Source organism: Duganella sp. HH101 (assembly GCF_001758795.1).
Classification (GTDB): domain Bacteria; phylum Pseudomonadota; class Gammaproteobacteria; order Burkholderiales; family Burkholderiaceae_D; genus Rugamonas; species Rugamonas rivuli.
In genome coordinates this window covers 62,906-81,218 of the sequence record NZ_LRON01000028.1, presented here as the reverse complement: position 1 = coordinate 81,218, position 18,313 = coordinate 62,906, and the positions used below count along the sequence as shown (strand labels likewise).

At 68.1% G+C, this 18,313-nt stretch carries 20 protein-coding genes; 13 read left to right on the top strand and 7 right to left on the bottom strand.

The annotated features are described in order from the left end of the window. The coding region (locus tag DUGA2_RS29100) for an MFS transporter (RefSeq protein ID WP_141753413.1) at positions 1–622 on the bottom strand (622 nt) is incomplete at its 3' end. 8 nt (positions 623–630) lie between these two features. Continuing rightward, positions 631–2,106, bottom strand: a complete 1,476-nt coding sequence (locus DUGA2_RS29095; protein ID WP_070272840.1) for a KamA family radical SAM protein — start codon at positions 2,104–2,106, stop codon at positions 631–633. A gap of 237 nt (positions 2,107–2,343) precedes the next feature. Here DUGA2_RS29095 and DUGA2_RS29090 point away from each other — a divergent pair, with 237 nt between their 5' ends. Together DUGA2_RS29090 and DUGA2_RS29085 are read left to right on the top strand one after the other, a co-directional pair. After that, the gene (locus DUGA2_RS29090; protein WP_008452321.1) at positions 2,344–2,793 is read left to right on the top strand and encodes a cache domain-containing protein; all 450 of its coding nucleotides are present in this window, start codon (positions 2,344–2,346) and stop codon (positions 2,791–2,793) included. Positions 2,794–2,808: 15 nt separating this feature from the next. Further along, positions 2,809–4,482, top strand: coding sequence for a methyl-accepting chemotaxis protein (locus DUGA2_RS29085; protein ID WP_070272839.1), 1,674 nt, complete (start codon positions 2,809–2,811; stop codon positions 4,480–4,482). On the opposite strand, the gene DUGA2_RS29080 is transcribed toward DUGA2_RS29085, so the two are convergent. After that, positions 4,381–4,956: a DNA-3-methyladenine glycosylase gene (locus DUGA2_RS29080; RefSeq protein ID WP_070272838.1), complete on the bottom strand. Its 576-nt coding sequence runs from the start codon at positions 4,954–4,956 to the stop codon at positions 4,381–4,383. The genes DUGA2_RS29085 and DUGA2_RS29080 overlap by 102 nt on opposite strands. Positions 4,957–5,199: 243 nt before the next feature. Between DUGA2_RS29080 and DUGA2_RS29075 the strand changes: the two genes are divergently transcribed. The 4 genes from DUGA2_RS29075 (at position 5,200) to DUGA2_RS29060 (ending at position 11,308) form a co-directional block, all read left to right on the top strand. Continuing rightward, positions 5,200–6,066 (top strand): HDOD domain-containing protein, encoded by an 867-nt coding sequence (locus tag DUGA2_RS29075; protein ID WP_070272837.1) that lies wholly within the window; start codon positions 5,200–5,202, stop codon positions 6,064–6,066. Positions 6,067–6,072: 6 nt separating this feature from the next. Continuing rightward, on the top strand, positions 6,073–7,290 hold the full coding sequence (locus DUGA2_RS29070; RefSeq protein WP_070272836.1) for a DUF2863 family protein: 1,218 nt from the start codon (positions 6,073–6,075) through the stop codon (positions 7,288–7,290). A gap of 134 nt (positions 7,291–7,424) precedes the next feature. Further along, positions 7,425–8,609 (top strand): tetratricopeptide repeat protein, encoded by a 1,185-nt coding sequence (locus DUGA2_RS29065; RefSeq protein ID WP_070272835.1) that lies wholly within the window; start codon positions 7,425–7,427, stop codon positions 8,607–8,609. 101 nt (positions 8,610–8,710) lie between these two features. Continuing rightward, positions 8,711–11,308: a quinoprotein amine dehydrogenase gene (locus DUGA2_RS29060; protein WP_070272834.1), complete on the top strand. Its 2,598-nt coding sequence runs from the start codon at positions 8,711–8,713 to the stop codon at positions 11,306–11,308. 5 nt (positions 11,309–11,313) lie between these two features. Here the strand turns inward: DUGA2_RS29060 and DUGA2_RS29055 are convergent, their stop codons facing one another. Continuing rightward, a complete protein-coding gene (locus tag DUGA2_RS29055) occupies positions 11,314–11,691 on the bottom strand; it encodes a homoserine dehydrogenase (RefSeq protein ID WP_071658995.1) in 378 nt (125 codons plus the stop codon). Positions 11,692–11,800: 109 nt separating this feature from the next. Here DUGA2_RS29055 and DUGA2_RS29050 point away from each other — a divergent pair, with 109 nt between their 5' ends. Genes DUGA2_RS29050 through DUGA2_RS29040 form a run of 3 tightly spaced genes read left to right on the top strand, consistent with a single transcriptional unit; the run spans position 11,801 to position 13,765 of the window. Beyond that, positions 11,801–12,487, top strand: coding sequence for a GNAT family N-acetyltransferase (locus DUGA2_RS29050; RefSeq protein ID WP_070272833.1), 687 nt, complete (start codon positions 11,801–11,803; stop codon positions 12,485–12,487). Between the two features lies 1 nt (position 12,488). After that, on the top strand, positions 12,489–13,043 hold the full coding sequence (locus tag DUGA2_RS29045) for a cysteine hydrolase family protein (RefSeq protein ID WP_070272832.1): 555 nt from the start codon (positions 12,489–12,491) through the stop codon (positions 13,041–13,043). Then, a complete protein-coding gene (locus tag DUGA2_RS29040) occupies positions 13,043–13,765 on the top strand; it encodes a metallophosphoesterase (protein ID WP_070272831.1) in 723 nt (240 codons plus the stop codon). Before DUGA2_RS29045 ends, DUGA2_RS29040 begins: the two co-directional genes overlap by 1 nt. A gap of 4 nt (positions 13,766–13,769) precedes the next feature. On the opposite strand, the gene DUGA2_RS29035 is transcribed toward DUGA2_RS29040, so the two are convergent. Further along, positions 13,770–14,285, bottom strand: coding sequence for a DNA-deoxyinosine glycosylase (locus DUGA2_RS29035; RefSeq protein WP_070272830.1), 516 nt, complete (start codon positions 14,283–14,285; stop codon positions 13,770–13,772). 88 nt (positions 14,286–14,373) lie between these two features. On the opposite strand from DUGA2_RS29035, the gene DUGA2_RS29030 reads away from it, so the two are divergent. Further along, positions 14,374–14,811 carry a DUF962 domain-containing protein gene (locus DUGA2_RS29030; protein ID WP_070272829.1) on the top strand — a complete coding sequence of 146 codons (438 nt, stop codon included), beginning with the start codon at positions 14,374–14,376 and terminating at the stop codon, positions 14,809–14,811. Here the strand turns inward: DUGA2_RS29030 and DUGA2_RS34130 are convergent. Next, positions 14,808–14,945, bottom strand: coding sequence for a hypothetical protein (locus tag DUGA2_RS34130; RefSeq protein WP_168167456.1), 138 nt, complete (start codon positions 14,943–14,945; stop codon positions 14,808–14,810). The two genes, DUGA2_RS29030 and DUGA2_RS34130, sit on opposite strands and share 4 nt — an antisense overlap. 159 nt (positions 14,946–15,104) lie before the next feature. Between DUGA2_RS34130 and DUGA2_RS29025 the strand changes: the two genes are divergently transcribed. From DUGA2_RS29025 to DUGA2_RS29015, 3 genes are read left to right on the top strand one after another with little or no spacing between them, the layout of a single operon-like run. Then, positions 15,105–16,040 (top strand): DMT family transporter, encoded by a 936-nt coding sequence (locus tag DUGA2_RS29025; RefSeq protein WP_070272828.1) that lies wholly within the window; start codon positions 15,105–15,107, stop codon positions 16,038–16,040. Beyond that, the gene (locus tag DUGA2_RS29020) at positions 16,040–16,531 is read left to right on the top strand and encodes a GNAT family N-acetyltransferase (protein WP_070272827.1); all 492 of its coding nucleotides are present in this window, start codon (positions 16,040–16,042) and stop codon (positions 16,529–16,531) included. Before DUGA2_RS29025 ends, DUGA2_RS29020 begins: the two co-directional genes overlap by 1 nt. A gap of 35 nt (positions 16,532–16,566) precedes the next feature. Next, on the top strand, positions 16,567–16,776 hold the full coding sequence (locus tag DUGA2_RS29015) for a hypothetical protein (protein ID WP_070272826.1): 210 nt from the start codon (positions 16,567–16,569) through the stop codon (positions 16,774–16,776). Here the strand turns inward: DUGA2_RS29015 and DUGA2_RS29010 are convergent. After that, positions 16,762–18,288, bottom strand: a complete 1,527-nt coding sequence (locus DUGA2_RS29010) for a glycine betaine ABC transporter substrate-binding protein (RefSeq protein ID WP_373994857.1) — start codon at positions 18,286–18,288, stop codon at positions 16,762–16,764. The two genes, DUGA2_RS29015 and DUGA2_RS29010, sit on opposite strands and share 15 nt — an antisense overlap. Positions 18,289–18,313 lie beyond the last annotated feature (25 nt).

Genomic DNA, 18,313 nt, shown 5'->3' with positions numbered 1-18,313 from the left:
CCAGCGCGGCCGGCGGCGCAGAAGCAGCGGCAGCGGCGGCCGGCCGGATGCTGGCGGGCGGCGCGGCCGGCGCCAGCACGCGTATCAACAGGCCGATGCCGACCGCCGCCGCCGCCAGGCCGACGAACAGGCCGCGCCAGTCCGTGTACTGCAGCGCCAGCCGCACCGGCAAGGTGGCCGACGCCGCGCCCAGCCCGCCGGCCGCGATCAGATAGCCCTGCACCGAAGGCAGCCGCGCCGGCGCGACCCAGGTGGCCAGCGCCTTCACCGCCGACATGAAGCAGCCGCCCAGCCCCAGGCCGATCAGCGCGCGCGCCACCAGCAGCTGGGTGAAATCGTGGCCGCCGGAGAAAGCCAGCGCGCCGACCGCCGCCAGCAGCAGCATAGGCGGCTGCACCCGCGCCGGGCCCCAGCGGTCCAGCGCCATGCCGACCGGCAGCTGCGCCAGCGCGAACGCCAGGAAGAAGGCGCTGGTGAGCAAGCCAAGCTGGCCCGGGGTCAGCGCCAGCGCCGCCATCAGCTGCGGCGCCAGCGTCGCGTTCACGGTGCGCATCAGGCTAGACAGATAATGGCCCAGCGCGAACGGCAGGAACACCAGCAGGAACACCGCGCGGCCGGCCATGGCCGCACCTAGGCCGGAACGCCGGTGGTGCCGGTGGCGCCCGCGCAACCGGCCGCGCCGCCGCCGCGCAGCGCCTCGTCCTGCCGCGCCGGGATCAGCGGGATCACCTTGCGCTGTCCCGGCGGCTCGGCGCCGTATTCGCTGCGGCTGCCGCCCTCCTCCTCGAAGAAGAACTTGTCCTTGCCGAAGGCCGGCTTCAGCTCGTCCATCCAGGTCGCGTTCGGATCGAACTTGGCGTAGAACGGCTTGCGCACCCAGTCCGCATTGCGCGCCTGCAGGAACTGCAGCGCGAACACCTTCTCGCCGCCGATGTTGGCGATACCGTCGATCACCACCTTGCCGGGGAAGGCGCTCATCGACGGCCCGCGCACCGTGCGCGACAGGCCGGACACCATCTGGTAGGCCTGCTGGAAAATCTCGTGCGCGCGCGCCAGCGGCAGCTGGAAGTACTCGCGCGGCCCGGTGTCGCGCTCGACGAACATGTAGTAGGGGATCGCGCCCAGCCGCACGCCGGTCTGCCACAACTCGGCCCAGCTGTGCGGGTCTTCGTTGATGTGGCGGATCAGCGGCCCCTGCATGCGCAAGGTGGCGCCGGTGCCGACGATGCGCTTGACCGCCTGCTGCGCGATGTCCGGCCGCAGCTCGACTGCGTGGTTGTAGTGGCCCATGATGGCCATGTTCTTGCCGCTGGCGACCACCCGCTCGAACAAACGCAGCAAGTCGTCGGCGTCGCGGTCGGTGACGAAGCGCTGCGGCCAGTACGCCACCGACTTGGTGCCGATGCGGATGTTCTGGATGTGCGCCAGGTCCGGCGCCAGCAGCGGTTCGATGTAGGCCTCCAGCGAGCGCGTGTTCATGATCAGCGGATCGCCGCCGGTGATCAGCACGTCGGTCACTTCCGGATGCATGCGCAGATAGGACGCCAGCTCGTGCGATTCCTTGGCGTCGAACTTCATGTCGTCCATGCCGACGAATTGCGGCCAGCGGAAGCAGAAGGTGCAGTAGGCGTGGCAGGTCTGGCCGGCGCTGGGGAAGAACAGCACCGTCTCCTTGTACTTGTGCTGCAAGCCCTTGAGCGGCGCGTCGTTCACGCGCGGCACGTTGTGCGTCATCTGCCCGGCCGGGTGGGGGTTCATGCGCAGGCGGATGCGCCGCACCAGCTCCGTCAGCGCCTGCTGGTTGGCGCGGCCCAGCACCAGTTCGCGCAGCTGGGCGTAGTCGTCCGGCGCCAGCATGTCGCGGTGCGGGAAGGTCAGGCGGTAGATCGGATCGTCGGGGATGTTGCTCCAGTCGATCAGGTGGTCCATCACGTATTCGTTGGTGCGGAACGGCAGCACATGCGACACCACCTGCACCGCTTCCTGCAGATCGGGCGGTATCCACTCCCATTGGCGCGAATTGGCTATGGTCTGGCGGATGAAGGGCTTGAACTTGGGGGCTAGTGCGCCGGCGCTGTTCCAGGACGCTATCGGGGTGGTGGTCATCACAGGTTCCTATCGCAATAAAAGGAGGGGTGGGAATTGCATGCTAGGCCTCCGTCAAAAATTCAGATTGCCGTAAATCAACTGACGCATGGAAATAAAATTTTCCTTGACGCCGACCTGCGTGCACAGTTGCCACACGGCCAGAACTTGCGGCATCGCAATCCCCGCCCGACTGGGGCGGCGTACAGTTGCTTGGAGCAATCCCGCCCCCTCCCCACCCACCGACGAGGAACCACCATGAGACTGATCGCCCTGTTGAGCGCCGCCGCGCTGCTGCACCTGCCCGCCCACGCCGCCGAGCCCACCGAAAAAGACGCCATCGCCATGGCGGAAAAAGGCGCGGCCTTCATCAAGGCCCACGGCAAGGACGAGATGATCAAGAAGCTGGCCGCCAAGGATCCCGACTACGTGCAAGGCTCGCTGTACGTCGACCTGCGCGACATCAACACCGGCATCGTGCTGGCGCATCCGATCAACCCCTCCATCGTCGGCAAGAACCTGACCGACGTGCCCGACGCTAACGGCAAGAAATACCGCCGCGAAATCATCGAGCTGGCCGCCAGCAAGGGCCACGGCTGGGTCGACTACCAGTACAAAAACCCCAACACCGGCAAGATCGAACCCAAGACCACCTACATCCTGCGCGTCGGCGACGTCGTGCTGGAAGCCGGCATCTACAAAAAATAGCGGCGGGAGCGCACCATGCTGAAGAAACTGCGTATCGGTCCCAAACTGTTGCTGGCGCCCGGCCTGGTGCTGCTGCTGCTGATCGCCACGGCGGGCGCCGCCTACTACGGCATGGTGCGCCAGAACGCCTCGCTGGAAAACCTGGTGCAGCTGCGCGCCGCCCGCCTCAAGGCCGCCGCCGACATCAGCGGCGAGGCGCGCTACGCCCACGCCCACATCTACCAGCTGCTGGCCTGGGTCAACGGCAGCTTCGCCCAGGCCCGCATCGACGCCCTGGCGCGGCAGATCAAGGCCGGCCACAACGAGATCGACAACCGGCTGCGCCAGCTGTCGGCGCAAGCCTCCGCGCCCGGCGAGGGCCGGGAACGGGCGCTGGTTAGCCAGGCGCTGCAATCGCTGGCGGCCTACCGCAAGGCGGTGGGCGACGCCATGGAGATGGCGTCCATGGACCAGAGCATCGCCACCAACGCCATGGTCAACGGCGAGAAGCAGTTCCTGCTGCTGAACGAACAGCTGGCGCAGCTGTCGGCGCTGGAGAAGCAGCTCGGCGAGCAGGCCTACGCGCGCGCCAGCGACGAGTTCCACGCGCTGGGCCGCAGCATGGCGCTGCTGGTGCTGCTGTCGATCGCGCTGTCGCTGGGCGTGACGATGGCGGTGCGCGGCGCCATGCTGCGCGACATCCGCGCCATCGCCGACGTGGTGGTGGCGCTGGCGGCCGGCCGCCTGGGCGCCGGCCGCGGCAACGACGGCCGCGACGAGATCGCCGACACCGCCCGCATGCTGGACCACACCATGCACAACCTGACCCAGACGCTGGGCGCCATCCTGGCGGCGGTGCGCACCATCGACAACGCCGCCCACGAGATCGCCAGCGGCAACCTCGACCTGTCGACCCGCACCGAGATGCAGGCCAGCTCGCTGGAGGAAACCGCCAGCGCCATGGCCAGCCTGACCAAGGCGGTGCAGGACAACGCCGCCAGCGCGCGCCAGGCTTGCACCTTGGCGGCCGACGCCACCGCGCTGGCCCGGCACGGCGGCACGGCGGTGCGCCAGGCGGTGCAGACCATGGCCTCGATCCGCGCCAGCTCGCGCCAGATCGTCGACATCATCGGCGTCATCGACAGCATTTCCTTCCAGACCAATATCCTGGCGCTCAACGCCGCCGTGGAGGCGGCGCGCGCCGGCGAGCAGGGCCGCGGCTTCGCCGTGGTCGCCAGCGAGGTGCGCACGCTGGCGCAGCGCTCGGCCGCCGCCGCCAAGGAAATCAAGGCGCTGATCGCCGCCTCGGTGGCCACCATCGACAGCGGCAGCGCCTCGGTGCACCAGGCCGGCGAGCGGATGGACGATATCGTCGCCTCGGTGCAGCAGGTCAACGACGTGATCGCCCGCATCAGCTCGGCCAGCGCCGAGCAGGCCCAGGGCATCGCCGAGGTCAACCAGGCGGTCGGGCAGATGGACGATGTGACGCAGCAGAACGCCGCGCTGGTCGAACAGGCGGCGGCCGCCGCCGCCAGCCTGCAGGATCAGGCGGTGCAGCTGTCGCAGGCGGTGTCGGTGTTCAAGGTGGAGACGCCGTCCGCATCGCCATCAAGCCTCGCGCATGGGCTTGCTCAAAAAGCGCGAGCCGGCCAGGCCGAAGCGCCACGGCAGCTCCACGGCTTTGGAAATGCCGATGCGCGGGCCGGCTAGCACCTCGACCGCCGCCGCCTCGCGCGCCAGCAGCGTGAACGGCGGCGCCGCCAGCGCCAGGTTGTTATGCGCGCGCGTCACGCCCAGCGCCTGGCACAGCCGCCCCGGCCCCGAGCACAGCAGCCGGGCATCGTCCAGGCCGCGCCGCGCGCGCATCGCCTCCAGCCCGGCCAGCGGCTCCAGCGCGCGGATCAGCACGCCGGCGCCGTGGCCCTCCTCGCGGCAGACGAAATTCAAACACCAGTGCAGACCGTGCGAGCGGTACACATAGCTGCGCCCGGGCGGCCCGAACATCGAGAAATTGCGCGGCGTCGGGCCGTTATAGCTATGCGCGGCCGGCTCCGTGCGGTCGTAGGCCTCGGCCTCGACGATGCGGCCGCCGACGCCGTCCACCAGCAGCGTGACGCCGATCAATTGCCGCGCCACCTCGGCCGGGGGCGCGCTGAAATCTATGCCAGCGATGAGCTTGTCCATGCGGCTATTGTAAACGCCAATGTGGCCGGCCCGCTCACGAAAGGCGTGACAAATGATTATCGAATCGCCGCACTTACAAGAATTTAGCGACAAAATATGCCGCCGGCGACAGAAAATCGGGAGAAATTCGTGCCCGCCGCGCGCGCTTGCGGCGATAATCAGGGTAAGCATGCCCAGCATGAGTGAGCGCACTGGTTTATAGTGCTGTTTTTGCATCGCCAGCCCCTAGCCCTGAAGAACACAATGACGACAGTAGCAGCCCCAGCCTTGCCAGCAGAAAACGCGGTGGAAGACGCGCTGATGCGCTCCATCCGGATTCCGCCCCGGCCCAGCCTGCTCGTCGACCTGCAGCGCGAGCTGGCGCAGCCGGACCCGTCGCCGCGCCGCATCGCCCGCATCATCGGCAACGACGTCGGCATGTCCGGCGCCCTGCTCAAGCTGGCCAACTCGCCCTTCTTCGGCGCCGCGCGCAAGGCCAAGTCGGTCGAACAGGGTATCAACTTCCTCGGCATCAACCAGTGCGCGGCCCTGCTGACCGGGCTGCTGGCGCGCCAAGCCATCGACGGCAAGGAAGCCGACCTCAGCGCGTTCTGGGAAATCTCCGCGCGCCGCGCCCAGGCCGTGGTGTTCTTCTCGCGCAAGCTGCGCATCGCCCCGCCCGACATCGCCCACACCTTCGGCCTGTTCTGCGACATCGGCGTGCCGCTGCTGATGAACCGCTTCGACGACTACGCCGATACCTACGCCGACGCCTGCGAGGACGCCGAGCAGGCCTTCACCGTGCTCGAAGACGCCCGCTACAGCACCAACCACGCCGCCATCGGCTGCCTGCTGGCGCGCAACTGGGGGCTGTCGCCCGACGTCTCCTGGGCCATCCTGCTGCACCACGACTACCGCGTGCTGGACGATCCTGCCACCGACGACGCCGTGCGCTCGCTGGTGGCGCTGGCGCTGCTGGCGGAAAAAGGCATTTCGCGTTTCCACGGCCGCAACCTGTCCTACGAGTGGGAAAAGGGCGGCGACCGCGCCTGCCGCCACCTGGGCCTGTCCGAAGATGAAACCGCCGACCTGCTGGACGAACTGCACGAAGCCTTCCACACCGAACGATAATAGACAATGCCAAAAAATAAGCGCCCCGTACCGCGCAAATCCGCCAACTCGCCGGAACTGAAAGACGAGCAGCAAACCACCGAACTGTGCGCCCTGGCGCTGGACCTGGCCGACGGCGAGTTCAACCAGGACATCGTGGCCGACAGCACCCGCGCCGACCTGGCGCAAAAGGGCCTGGACTTCCAGCGCCTGCTGCGCAAGCTGCTCAACCAGGGCAAGGACGAGGTGCTGTACGGCGCCATCGAACTGGCGCGCGACGAGGCGCTGGACGGCTTCCGCTACCTGCGCAACGCCGTCGAGGAAGGCGCGGCCAGCGTGCTGATGCGCCGCGAAGGCGCGCCCGAGATGGAGATCGACGCCTTCGCCATTCCGGTGTTCGTCCACAGCCAGGGCGGCCTCGACCCGGCCTTCGACTTCCAGGACGGCGCCGCCTACGAGGCGCTGCTCGACAGCTTCACCGAGGCCGGCCTGGAAAGCCCGAAAGCCAAGGTGGTGCTGGTCAGCCACGCCTACGACCTCGACGAATTCGAACGGGTCAGCTACGGCCAGCTGCACGCCATGGTGCGCGAAGCGGCGCACTCGCTGACCGAGAAAAAAATCGCCGCCGCGCCGGCGCTGGAGCGCAGCATGGCGGCCGGCTGGTCGGCCACCGGTTTCGGCGCGGACGACGCGGCGGTCGAGCTGCGCTTCCTGCTCGGCTTTGCGCTCAAGCGCGCCGACGACCCGTTCTACAAGGTGCCGGCCGGCGACAAAGCCGCCGACGCCTATTTCGCCCGGCGCGCCGAGCGCTACCAGCAATGGACCGAACAGCACGCGCCGCTGGTGGCGCGCTGCCTGGGCCGCGGCCGCGGCGCGCCGGCACTGCGCCTGAATTTCCTGTACCAGGACCTGTTCTTCGGCGCGCGCGCCCAGGGCCAGTCCGAGTACGCGATGCTGCAGCTGCTGTCCACGCTGAACCAGGCGCTCGACGGCCAATCGCCGGACCAGGCCGAGGCCGTCATCGCCCCGGCCGACCTCGACGACGACATGCTGCTGCGCGTGCAATTGCGCGCCGGCGGCGCCGTGCTGGCCGAGGCCGACAAGCCGCTGGACCCGTGCGCCGACCTCGAAGAGGAAGTCGACGACCTGCGCGACGCGCTGGCCAGCATCGGCATCGTCCGGCTGACGGTGGCGCTGCGCTTCGACGCCCAGGGGCAGCCGGTGGAGCCGCGTCCGCTGGCCTGAGCGCCACGGCCCACAGGCGGCGAATTCCCGTTTGACATCGCCCCGCTAGCCGAGGATACTTTCCTCAAGCGGAACACAGAGTCCGCTGCCTGGTGCGGCGCCGGCTTGTGCTCCGCAGCAAAGGGAGACTCGTCATGAAACCATGGGCCCTGACCTTGTGCGCCGCGCTGCTGTGCGGCTGCGCCGGGCCGTCGCAAACGCTGCGCGCGGCCGCCCCGGTCGTATTCCACGACCAACTGTTCCAGCCGCCGGCCGCGCCGGTCGACACCCGCCATATCTTCGCCGTCAGCCAGGAGATGCGCGACTACCTGAACCGCGAAATCGGCCACAACCTGCAGCGCAAGGATTCCCGCCGCGAACTGTTCGACGCCCTGTACCGCAAGGACAAGCTGCAGCTCGAATACGATTCGGCCATCACCCGCGACGCGTCCCAGACCTTCGCCGCGCGCGCCGGCAACTGCCTGTCGCTGGCCATCATGACGGCCGCGCTGGCGCGCGAGCTCAACCTGGTGGTGCAATTCCAGCAGGTCGACGTCGAGGAAAGCTGGAGCCGCGCCGGCAACCTCTACTTCGCCAGCAACCACGTCAACCTGGCGCTGGGCCGGCCGCGCCTGAGCCACGGCGAGATCTACAGCGTCGACCTGTCGAACGCGCTGACGGTGGACTTCATCCCCATCCCGCCCAAGGCGCGCGAAAGCACCCGGCCGCTGGAAGAGCAGACCATCATCGCCATGTACCTGAACAACCGCGCCGCCGAGCTGCTGTCGCAAGGCCAGCTCGACGAAGCCTACTGGACCGCCCGCAAGGCGGTCGAGCAAGACCCGGCCTTCCTGCACGCCTACAACACGCTGGGCGTGGTCTACCAGCACCACGGCAACCTGGCCGAGGCCGAGCAGTCGCTGCGCTACGCGCTGTCGCAGGCGCCGAACAACACCATCTTCCTGTCCAACCTGGTGCAGTCGCTGGACGCCCAGGCCGGCCCGGACAAGCAGGCCGAGGCGGCCCAGCTGCGCCTCCGCCTGGCCCAGCTGGAGCCCGATCCGCCCTTCCACTTCTTCAACCTGGGCCAGGCCGCGATGCAGGCCGGCGACTACCGCCGCGCGCGCGACCTGTTCGCGCGCGAAGTGGAGCGGGTGCCGGACTACCACGAGTTCCACTTCTGGCTGGCGCTGGCCAATTACCAGCTGGGCTATCTGCGCGAGGCCGACGCCCATATGGCCAAGGCGCTGGCCAACAGCACCACGCGCGGCGACCACGACCTGTACTCGGCCAAGCTGGACCGCATCCGCGCCTACGAGGCGCACGCGACCGGCAAATAGGGGCGGACTGATGGTATTCTTGCTGGAGGCTTGACACATAGTTGCAATTGCGCAACAATTGCAAAATATGTAAACGCGCCACGCCAACCAAGGATACCGACATGCTGAGATCCAGCTCCGCCTACGCCCTCCCGCTGCTCATCGCCGCCCTGCTGACCGGATGCGGCGGCGGCGGCGGTGGCGGCGGCGGCACGCCCGACAACGGCACCCCCGCCGCCTCGCCCGCGCTCAGCTTCAACCCTTCCACCGTCCGCGCCACCATCAGCGCCGGCACCTCGCTCACCCTCAACGTCATCGCCACCGTCGCCCGTCCGGCCGACTTCGCCAATGCGGCCAGCGTCTTCGCCAGCGTGGTCGACAGCAACGGTGTGATCGTGCCCAACGCCCAGGTGGTCCGCGACAGCGACACCCAGTACCACGCCGTGCTGCAAACGGCGCCGTCGCTGGCGGCCGGCACCTACACCGGCAACTTCAGCGTGCGCCTGTGCCGCGACAGCGCCTGCAGCGGACAATTCCCCGGCTCGCCGATGCAACTGCCGTACAACCTGCAAGTGGTGCCGGCCGGACAGCTCGCCTTTACCGCCACGCCGGCCGTCGCGCTCAACGCCACCGCCCGCCTCGGCGGGGCCGCGCCGGTTGCGGTCAGCGTCGCCATCGGCGGCGAAGGCCGCAACTGGAGCGCCAGCACTGGCGGCGCCGCCTGGCTCAAGCCCACGCCCGCCAGCGGCAGCGGCAGCGGCACGCTCAGCGTCGCCTTCGACGCCACCGGCCTGGCCGTGGGCGACTACAGCACCACACTAACCGTCACCGCCAGCGACGGCCAGAGCGTCGCGCTGCCGGTCGCGCTGTCGGTCCAGCCCAGCGGCCTGACCACCAACACCGGCGGCGTGGTCTTCAACGCCATCAATGGCGCGCCGATCGCCACCCAGGTGGTGGCCATCGATACCGACGACCACAGCAGCCTGGCCTGGAGCGCCGTCTCCAGCGACACCTGGCTGCGCGTCTCGCCCGCCAGCGGCGCCGGCACGCCGTCCACCATGATGCTGACGGTCGATCCCACCGTCGCCGCGCTGGCCAGCGGCAGCTACCCGGGCAGCATCGCGCTCAAGGCCGCCAACCTGCCGGCACGCTCGCTGCCGGTCACGCTCAACCTGGCCAAGGCCACGCTGAGCAGCTCGGTCAACAGCATCAGCCTGGGCGGCACCTACGGCCGGGACTTCACCGTCAACCCGAGCCTGACGCTGAGCCTGAACACCGTCACCAACGCCTGGCCGTGGTCGCTCGGCACCTTGCCGGCCTGGGTCACGGCCAGCGCCGCCAGCACCAGCGTCAACCAGACCGGCGCCACCGTCGCCTTCACCGCCAAGCCGGCCGCCGCGCAGGTCGGGATCACCTCGGCGCTGGTCGCCGCCACCGCCCGCGTCAACGGCGACAGCGTGCCGGCCCAGGTACTGCTGACCATCAACAAGGACAAGCACAAGCTGATCCCGTCGGAAACCGGGGTCGCCTTCAGCGCCTCGCCCGGCTGGACCCGCCTGACCCGCACCCTGACCGTCAGCGACAACTACAACAGCTTCGGCGGCATGAGCGCCGCCTCCGACCAGGGCTGGCTGGTGGCCGGCGTCAACGCCAACAAGCTGATCCTGACGGCCGACCCGACCCCGCTGGCCCCGGACACGCTGGCCATCGCCACCGTCACGCTGACCGCGCTCGACGCCGACGCCAGCGCGCCCGAGCCCATCCGCGTCGCGCTGTGGAAAGGCACCCGCACGCCGGTCGCCAACGCCAGCACAGTGCTCAGCTACAGCAACGTCGCGACCGATCCGGTCCGGCCCTACGCCTATGTGCACAACGGCGGCGCCTACATCGACGTCTACAACCTGTACAAGGGCCAGAAGGTCGCCACCATCACCGGCCTGGGCGCCAGCCTGGGCGACATGGCCACCAGCAGCAACGGCGACTACCTGTTCCTGCTGAACCTGGGCAGCCGCAGCATCACCACCATCGACCTCAACACGCAGCTAGTGGTGAGCCAGCTGCCGGTCGACGCCGACAAGTCCACCCGCCTCAAGGTGATACGCCCGAACGGCGTGGAAATGCTGGTGCTCAGCAACGGCGCCGCCTACCTGACGTCCAGCGGCGCCCGCCTCAACCTGCCGCTGAGCGGCGGCGGCACGCTGGCGGCCAGCGGCAACGGCAAGAGCTTGCTGCAACAGAATGAGAACACCAGCAGCGTGCAAATCACCACGCTCAGCGTCGACTATGCCGCGCTCAATGGCGGCACGCTGTTCACGGCCAAGATACCGGCCGCCAGCCACGCCAACACCGGCAGCCTGGGCCAGGACATCGCCGTCAGCGCCGACGGCACGCGCATCTACACGGCCAGCAGCACGCCCAAGCTGTGCAGCATCCTCAACCCGGCCGACCTCGGCGTGCTGGGCTATCTGGCGGCCGGCGACGGCGCGCCGAACAACATCGAGCTGGGCAGCGACGGCCGCATCTTCTGCGGCACCGCCGTCAAGTCGTCCTTCAGCGATGTGTGGATGTACGACACCAGCGGCAAGCTGCTGAACCAGTTCCGCCTCGCGGGCACGGGGCGCCAGTTGCTGCCGCGCCAGCTGGCGGTCTCCGGCGACGGCATGATGATGATCGGCATCACCGACGACGGCACGGCCACCATGGTGCCGGTGGGGCCGTAGGCGATTCAGTAACCGGTGCTGCGGCCGGCGATGACGGGCAGGTCGTCGTCGCTGGTCATGGCCCAGATCAGGCGGGCGATGGTTTCCGAGGCGATCACCGTGTGGTGGTTGCCTTGAGCCATCAGTTTCTCCCGGATCTCGCGCCGCACGGCGGGGATGCCGGTCAGGTCGAACAGGATGTCGACGCCGGCGCCCAGGGCGACGATCTGGTTCAGCGACGTCACCGTCAGGCCGGCGTCCAGCGCCATCTGGCGGCCCGGCGTATCGCCGCTCTCGGCCACCGCCACCAACTCCACGCCGCGCTCGCGGCGGCCCAGCATATTGCGCAAGAAGGCCGAGCCGATACGGCCCAGTCCGATGATGGCGATTTTTTGATTGTCCACTTTATCCCCTGCTGAGTTGAACTGCGGTCGATGCCCCTGTCAAAACTGTGTTAAAAAGAAAGTGTATTAAAAGCAAGCATAACCACGCTCCCCCGACAAGGCAAGCTACATGGAACGCAACGCGCTGCTGGACCACATTTTTTGGCACACATTGACCGGCGCCCACGCGCGGCACGCCAGCGGCAGCGGCGGCGCGCGCCGCTACAACGACGGCTTTTCCCCCATCGTCGCCTTCGCCGACCCGGCGCGGCCCGACTTCGACGCGCTGGCCGCCGTCTGCGCGCCGGGCCTGTCCTTCTATTGCGACAGCTGGGCCGGCGCCGCCCCGCCCGGCTGGCGCATCGACGCCGAAAGCACCATGTTCCGCATGGTGTGGCGCGGCCCCGCGCCGGCCGCCGATCCCGCGCCCGACGCCGTGCCGCTGCAGCCGCAACACGCCGCGCAGGCGCTGGAACTGGCCGGCCTGTGCAAGCCGGGACCGTTCGGCCCGCGCACCATCGAGCTGGGCGACTACTTCGGCTACTTCGACGGCGAGCGCCTGATGGCGATGGCGGGCGAACGCCTGCGCGCGCCGGGGCTGTGCGAAATCAGCGGCGTCTGCACCCATCCCGACTACCAGGGACGGGGGCTGGCCAAGCGGCTGATCGGCAAACTGATCCATCGTCACCGGCAGCGCGGCGACACTTCCTTCCTGCACGTCATGCGCAGCAACGACGCGCACCAACTGTACCTGCGCATGGGCTTCGAGGATTACCTGGAGTCGGTGGTGCGGGTGATTTCACGCGAGGCTAATTGAGATGCGGGCACTGATCATCATCGACATGCAGCAAGGCATGGCCAGCCCGGCAGCCGGCCAGCGCAACAACCCCGGCGCCGAGGCCAACATCGCCGCCCTGCTGGACGCCTGGCGCGCGGCCGGCGCCACCGTGGTCCATGTGCGCCATATGTCGCGCACGCCGGGATCGCCGTTCTGGCCCGGCCAGCCGGGCGCCGAGTTCCAGCCGCGCCTGGCGCCGCTGGCCCGCGAACATGTGGTGGAAAAGAATGTGCCGGACTGCTTCGTCAACAGCGGGCTGGAGCGCTGGCTGCGGGTGCGCGGCATCGACGAGGTGGTGCTGGCCGGCGTCAGCACCAACAACTCGGTGGAGGCCAGCGCGCGCAGCGCCGGCAACCTCGGCTTCGCCACGCGGGTGGTGGCGGACGCCTGCTACGCCTACGCCCGGACCGACTATGCGGGCGCGCCGCGCAGCGCCGACGATGTACACTACATGGCCCTGTCCAACCTCGATGGCGAATACGCCGCCATCGTCGACACCGCCAGCCTGCTGGCCGGCTTCAAGGATGTAAGGTAATGCGCATCGCCATCGTCTCCGACATCCACGGCAATCTGGCCGCGCTGGAAGCGGTGGCGGCCGACATCGTCCGCCACGGCGTCGACGCGGTCGTCAACCTGGGCGACAGCCTGTCCGGCCCATTGCTGCCGCGGGAGACGGCGCAATTCCTGATGGCGCGGGACTGGACCCATCTGGCCGGCAACCACGAACGGCAAATCCTGGAACTGCATCCCGGCTCCGGCGCGGCCGACCGCTACGCCCACGCCCAGCTGGCGCCGCGCGAACTGGCGTGGATCGCCACGTTGAAGCCGGCGCTGCCATACAGCGCCGACGTCTTCCTGTGCCACGGCACGCCATCGAGCGATATCACCGGCCTGCTGGAAACGGCCGACCGCCACGCCGGCGCCGCCGACATCGAACAGCGCCTGGGCCAGGTCGACGCCGCCCTGATCGCCTGCGGCCACACGCACGTGGCCCGCAGCGTGCGCAGCGCGCGCGGCCAGTTGATCGTCAACCCCGGCAGTGTCGGCCAGCCGGCCTATGCCGACGACCATCCCTATCCCCACGCCATCGAATCCGGCTCGCCCGACGCCCGCTACGCCATCGTCGAGCGCCGCCAGGGGCTATGGCAGGCGCAACTGCTCAGCATCCCCTACGACCACCAAAGCATGGCCGCACTGGCCCGCCGCAACGGCCGCGAGGACTGGGCCGCCGCGCTGACCAGCGGCTACATGCCTTAGCCTATCATCGGCTTCCTGGCGCAAGCAGCGCCTTCCATTGCGCCAGCTTTTGCGCCAAGGTCAACGAGGCGTGGGCCGGCGAAGTCGAGGGCAGCACCAGCGTGCGATAGCCGGCGGCGGCAAACTGCGGCGCGAACTTGCCGGAAGTCTGGCCGTTGAAACCGACCGTCTCCAGCAGCGGACACAGCTCGCGCAAGCGGGCGAAATCGTTGGCGGCGGGTTTGCGGATGGCGGAGTCGAGACTGCCCTCGCGCTCGCAGGCGCCCAGCACATCCCACAGGCCGAAGCCATGCGCCAGCAGGCGCGGCAGCCGTTCGTCATAGGGCAAGGCGGCCAGCGGCTCGCCGGTCAAGGCCGACAAGATCGGCCACAGCAGATTGCGCGGATGCGCATAGTATTGCTGCGCCGCCAGCGAGGCGGCGCCGGGAAAACTGCCCAGCACCAGGATGCGCGTGCGCTCGTCGACCACCGGCGCAAGGCCGGCCAGCGCGGGACCGGGGGAAGGGGTTGCATGAGCCATGGCCGCATTGTACCCAAGCCTGCACGGCCGCGTTTCAGGTGTAGAATTTACCGACGGCCCGACCGTACAATAAAAACAGGAGACACCCATGTCGCAACCGCGCACCATCGATACCTTGCTGGCCCAGTACAGCGAGAGCCATCTCAACCCCACCAATGAAATCATCCACTTCATCTGCGTGCCCATCATCGTGTTCACGCTGCTGGGGCTGCTGTGGGCCGCGCATCCGCTGCTGGCGGTGGCGGTGACGCTGGCCTCGCTGGTCTATTACTTCCAGCTGTCGAAGCCGTTCGCGGTGGGCATGCTGATGATGACCACGCTGATGCTGGCCCTGCTGGCGGCGCTGCCGGACAAGGCCATCCTGCCGCTGTCGCTGGCGATCTTCGTGCTGGCGTGGATAGGCCAGTTCATCGGCCACAAGATCGAGGGCAAGAAACCGTCCTTCTTCGACGACCTGCGCTTCCTGCTGATCGGACCGCTGTTCGTGCTGGGCTTTCTGTATCGCCGCCTGAAGCTGGCTTACTAGTGGAAGCCGGCGAAGGCGAACAGGGTCTGGGCGGCGCCCTGCATCTCTTCGTCGGCCAGCAATAGCACCAGCGCGGTGCTCACCGCGACATAGCCCAACAAGCTGACGACCTTGATCTGCAGCGCGGTACTCATGCCGCTCTCCCTTGAATGATGTGTCATTCCATCATACTTGCATTTTCAACAAATTGCTCAAAATTTACGCAACGGAAACAAATTAATGTTGCGCCTGTTGCGCCGCAACAAAAAGGTGACTCTCCAGCAAGAATCGGCAGGGGCAGTTATACTCGTTCGATGCCCTCTCCACTCCTGTTCATCGCCGCCTGTCTGATCTGGGGCTCGACCTTTTTCGCCATCACGCTGCAGCTGGGCGAGGTTGCGCCCGCCGTTTCGGTGGTCTACCGCTTCGGCCTGTCGGCGGCGGTCTTGTTCGCCTGGTGCCTGGCGCGCGGCGACCAGCTGCTGATGCCCTGGCGCACCCAGCGCTGGATGTTCCTGCAGGGCGCCGCCACCTTCGGCCTCAGCTACATCTGCACCTACAGCTCCGAGCAGTACCTGGTCTCCGGCCTGGTCGCCGTGCTGTTCGCGCTGATGGTGTTCTGGAACCCCATCCTCAACCGCATCGCCTTCGGCACGCCGATCAGCTGGCGCACCTGGAGCGCCGGCGTGGCCGCCATCTGCGGCGTCACGCTGCTGTTCTTCCATGCCATCCGCGACGCCTGGAGCGAGATCCTGTCCGGCGGCAGCGGCCAGAACGGTCAATTTCTGCTCGGCCTGGCGCTCGCCTTGACCGCCACCATCGCCAGCTCGATCGGCAACGTCGTCGTCATCAAGGTGCGCGAACAATCGTCCAACGTGCTGCTGACCATGGCCTGGTCCATGCTGTGGGGCACCCTGCTGGTGGCGCTGTGGGTCATGGCCAGCGGCCAGCGCTTCACCATGCCGGCCGGCCTGCCCTACTGGGGCGGCCTGCTGTACCTGTCGCTGTTCGGCTCGGTGATCGCCTTCGCCGCCTACTTCACGCTGATCCACCGCATCGGTTCGCACAAGGCCGTGTACATCGGCGTGGTCACGCCCGTCATTTCCGTGCTGCTGTCGATCCAGCTGGAACACTACCGCCCCGGCCCGACGGAATGGGCCGGCATGATATTGTGCCTGTCCAGCGTCGCCTGGGCGCTGCGCAGCGATACCCCCAAAACCACCACCACAGAAAGCATCGTAGAAGCCTGATGAGCCATTCCGACCTGACCATACGCCCGGCCCAGCCGGCCGACGCCGCCGCCATCTTCAGCATGATTGTCGAACTGGCCGTGTTTGAAAAACTGGAACACCTGGTGGTCGCCAACGAAGCCATGCTGCGCGACAGCCTGTTCTGCGAGCGGCCGGTGTGCGAAGCGCTGGTCGGCGAGGTGGATGGCGAAGTCGTCACCTTCGCGCTGTTCTTCCACAACTTCTCCACCTTCCTGTGCAAGAAGGGCCTGTACCTGGAGGACTTGTACGTCAAGCAGAGCCGCCGCGGCAAGGGCTACGGCAAGCAGATGCTGGTGGCGCTGGCCCAGCTGGCGGTGGAGCGCGACTGCGGCCGCTTCGAATGGTCGGTGCTGGACTGGAACAGCAACGCCATCAAGCTGTACGAAAGCATGGGCGCCTCGCTGCTGCCGGAATGGCGCATCTGCCGCGTTGCCGGCGACGCATTGACGCATATGTCCCAAGGGGCTTGATACCGCTCAAGGTGCGGCACGATCCGGCTTGCACAATGATTGTCGATACCCGCCCGCTGGAGACCATCATGATCAACTTGCCGCCCCTTGTCACCGCCCTTTACAAAGCCTGGCTGCGCGCGCGGCTGGAGCGCTATACGCGGGCGCTGGAAGCCATCGCCGCCCAGCGCGAGAACGACTTCCACGCCGAGCGCGTGCTGCACAAGGAAGTGGTGCTGCTGCGCTCCAAACTAAACTCGCTGTGAGGCGGCCCGGCCCCGGCCGGCCAGCCGCTCCAGCAGTTCGAACGCCGCCTGCGTCAGCAGCGCCAGCACCGCAGCCGGTATCGCACCGGCCAGCAGCATATCGTTATCGTTCAACGCCAGGCCGATGGTGATGCGCTCGCCGTAGCCGCCGGCGCCGATGAAGGCGGCTATCGTCGCCGTCCCCACGCTCATCACCGCCGCCGTCTTCACCCCCGCCAGTATCACCGGCAAGGCCAGCGGCAACTCCACATGCAGCAGCCGCTGCCAGGGCCGCAAGCCCAGCGCCAGCGCCGCCAGCCGCAGGCCGGACGGCACTTGCAGCAAGCCGGTGCAGGTGTTGCGCACGATGGGCAGCAGCGCATACACCAGCAACGCCACCAGCGCCGGCACCGTGCCTATCATGCCCAGCAAGGGTATCAGCAGCGCCAGCAAGGCCAGCGACGGCACGGTCTGCAGCACGCCCGCCAATCCCAGCACCACCTGCCGCAGGCGCGGCAAGGCCGCCGCCAGCACGCCCAGCGGAATGCCGATCGCGCACGCCAGCAGCACCGCCACCAGCACCAGCGTCAGATGCTGGCGCGTCTGCGGCCACAGGTTCTTGTCGAACAGCTTGGCCCGCAGGCCGTCGCGCACCGGCGCGGCGGCGGGCGCCGCGCTTGCCGCCGTCGGCGGAGCGCCGCTCGCCAACGGCTTGTGCGCCGCCAGCCAGTCGCGCGCCACGTTGGCGAAATTCTGGCCGTCGATTTCGGCCGCCGCGTTCATCGCGATCATGTCGGCCGCGCTGATGCGGCCTTCCAGCTGCGTGATCGCCTTCCACGCGGCCGGGAAGCGCTCGGCCGCATCGAGGCGGTACAGCAGCACCGCGTCGTAGCGCGGGAAGTAGGCGCGGTCGTCCTCCAGCACGCGCAGGCCGTACTGGCGGATCTTGGCGTCGGTGGAGTAGATGTCGATCACGTCGACCTGGCGCTGCATCAAGGCCTCGTAGGCGATGCCGTGGTCCAGGCCTTCCGGCTGCTGCGGCAGGCCGTAGCGCTTGGCCAGGCCCGGCCAGCCGTCGGCGCGGCCGATGAATTCATGCGACAGGCCGAAACGCAGGCGCGGCTGCGTAACCAGCTCGCTGAGCTTTTTCAGGCCGTCCTGATCGCCGCGCATCGCCAGCGCATACGTGTTGTTGAAGCCCAGCGGCACCGCCACGCCCAGCCCCATGGGCGCCAGCTCGCGGCGGATCTGCTCCAGCGGCGCGGCCTGCCGGTGCTTGAGGATCTCCAGGTCGATGGTGCCGAGGTATTCGGGATAGACGTCGATGCGGCCGGCCTGCAGGGCCGCCAGGACGATGGCGGTATTGCCCAGTCCTTGCAGGTGCTCGGCCTTCGCGTGGGGCGATGCCGTCTGCGCCAGCACCTCCCCCAGGATGTAGGATTCGGTGAAGCGCTTGGAGCCCACGTGCAGCGTGTCGCCCGGGGCGGCGCATGCCGCGCCGCCGAACCACAGCGCCAGAAAAATAACTAGCAATCGTCCTTGCACAAGCTCTCCGGAA

Excerpts from the sequence above, each read along its gene's own strand:
- DUGA2_RS29075 (WP_070272837.1), top strand. The coding sequence starts at position 5,200 with ATGACGACAGTAGCAGCCCCAGCCTTGCCAGCAGAAAACGCGGTGGAA.
- DUGA2_RS29070 (WP_070272836.1), top strand. The coding sequence starts at position 6,073 with ATGCCAAAAAATAAGCGCCCCGTACCGCGCAAATCCGCCAACTCGCCG.
- DUGA2_RS34130 (WP_168167456.1), bottom strand. The coding sequence starts at position 14,945 with ATGAGTACCGCGCTGCAGATCAAGGTCGTCAGCTTGTTGGGCTATGTC.
- DUGA2_RS29060 (WP_070272834.1), top strand. The coding sequence starts at position 8,711 with ATGCTGAGATCCAGCTCCGCCTACGCCCTCCCGCTGCTCATCGCCGCC.
- DUGA2_RS29065 (WP_070272835.1), top strand. The coding sequence starts at position 7,425 with ATGAAACCATGGGCCCTGACCTTGTGCGCCGCGCTGCTGTGCGGCTGC.
- DUGA2_RS29080 (WP_070272838.1), bottom strand. The coding sequence starts at position 4,956 with ATGGACAAGCTCATCGCTGGCATAGATTTCAGCGCGCCCCCGGCCGAG.
- DUGA2_RS29020 (WP_070272827.1), top strand. The coding sequence starts at position 16,040 with ATGAGCCATTCCGACCTGACCATACGCCCGGCCCAGCCGGCCGACGCC.
- DUGA2_RS29025 (WP_070272828.1), top strand. The coding sequence starts at position 15,105 with ATGCCCTCTCCACTCCTGTTCATCGCCGCCTGTCTGATCTGGGGCTCG.
- DUGA2_RS29095 (WP_070272840.1), bottom strand. The coding sequence starts at position 2,106 with ATGACCACCACCCCGATAGCGTCCTGGAACAGCGCCGGCGCACTAGCC.
- DUGA2_RS29050 (WP_070272833.1), top strand. The coding sequence starts at position 11,801 with ATGGAACGCAACGCGCTGCTGGACCACATTTTTTGGCACACATTGACC.
- DUGA2_RS29030 (WP_070272829.1), top strand. The coding sequence starts at position 14,374 with ATGTCGCAACCGCGCACCATCGATACCTTGCTGGCCCAGTACAGCGAG.
- DUGA2_RS29035 (WP_070272830.1), bottom strand. The coding sequence starts at position 14,285 with ATGGCTCATGCAACCCCTTCCCCCGGTCCCGCGCTGGCCGGCCTTGCG.
- DUGA2_RS29045 (WP_070272832.1), top strand. The coding sequence starts at position 12,489 with ATGCGGGCACTGATCATCATCGACATGCAGCAAGGCATGGCCAGCCCG.
- DUGA2_RS29015 (WP_070272826.1), top strand. The coding sequence starts at position 16,567 with ATGATTGTCGATACCCGCCCGCTGGAGACCATCATGATCAACTTGCCG.
- DUGA2_RS29085 (WP_070272839.1), top strand. The coding sequence starts at position 2,809 with ATGCTGAAGAAACTGCGTATCGGTCCCAAACTGTTGCTGGCGCCCGGC.
- DUGA2_RS29040 (WP_070272831.1), top strand. The coding sequence starts at position 13,043 with ATGCGCATCGCCATCGTCTCCGACATCCACGGCAATCTGGCCGCGCTG.
- DUGA2_RS29090 (WP_008452321.1), top strand. The coding sequence starts at position 2,344 with ATGAGACTGATCGCCCTGTTGAGCGCCGCCGCGCTGCTGCACCTGCCC.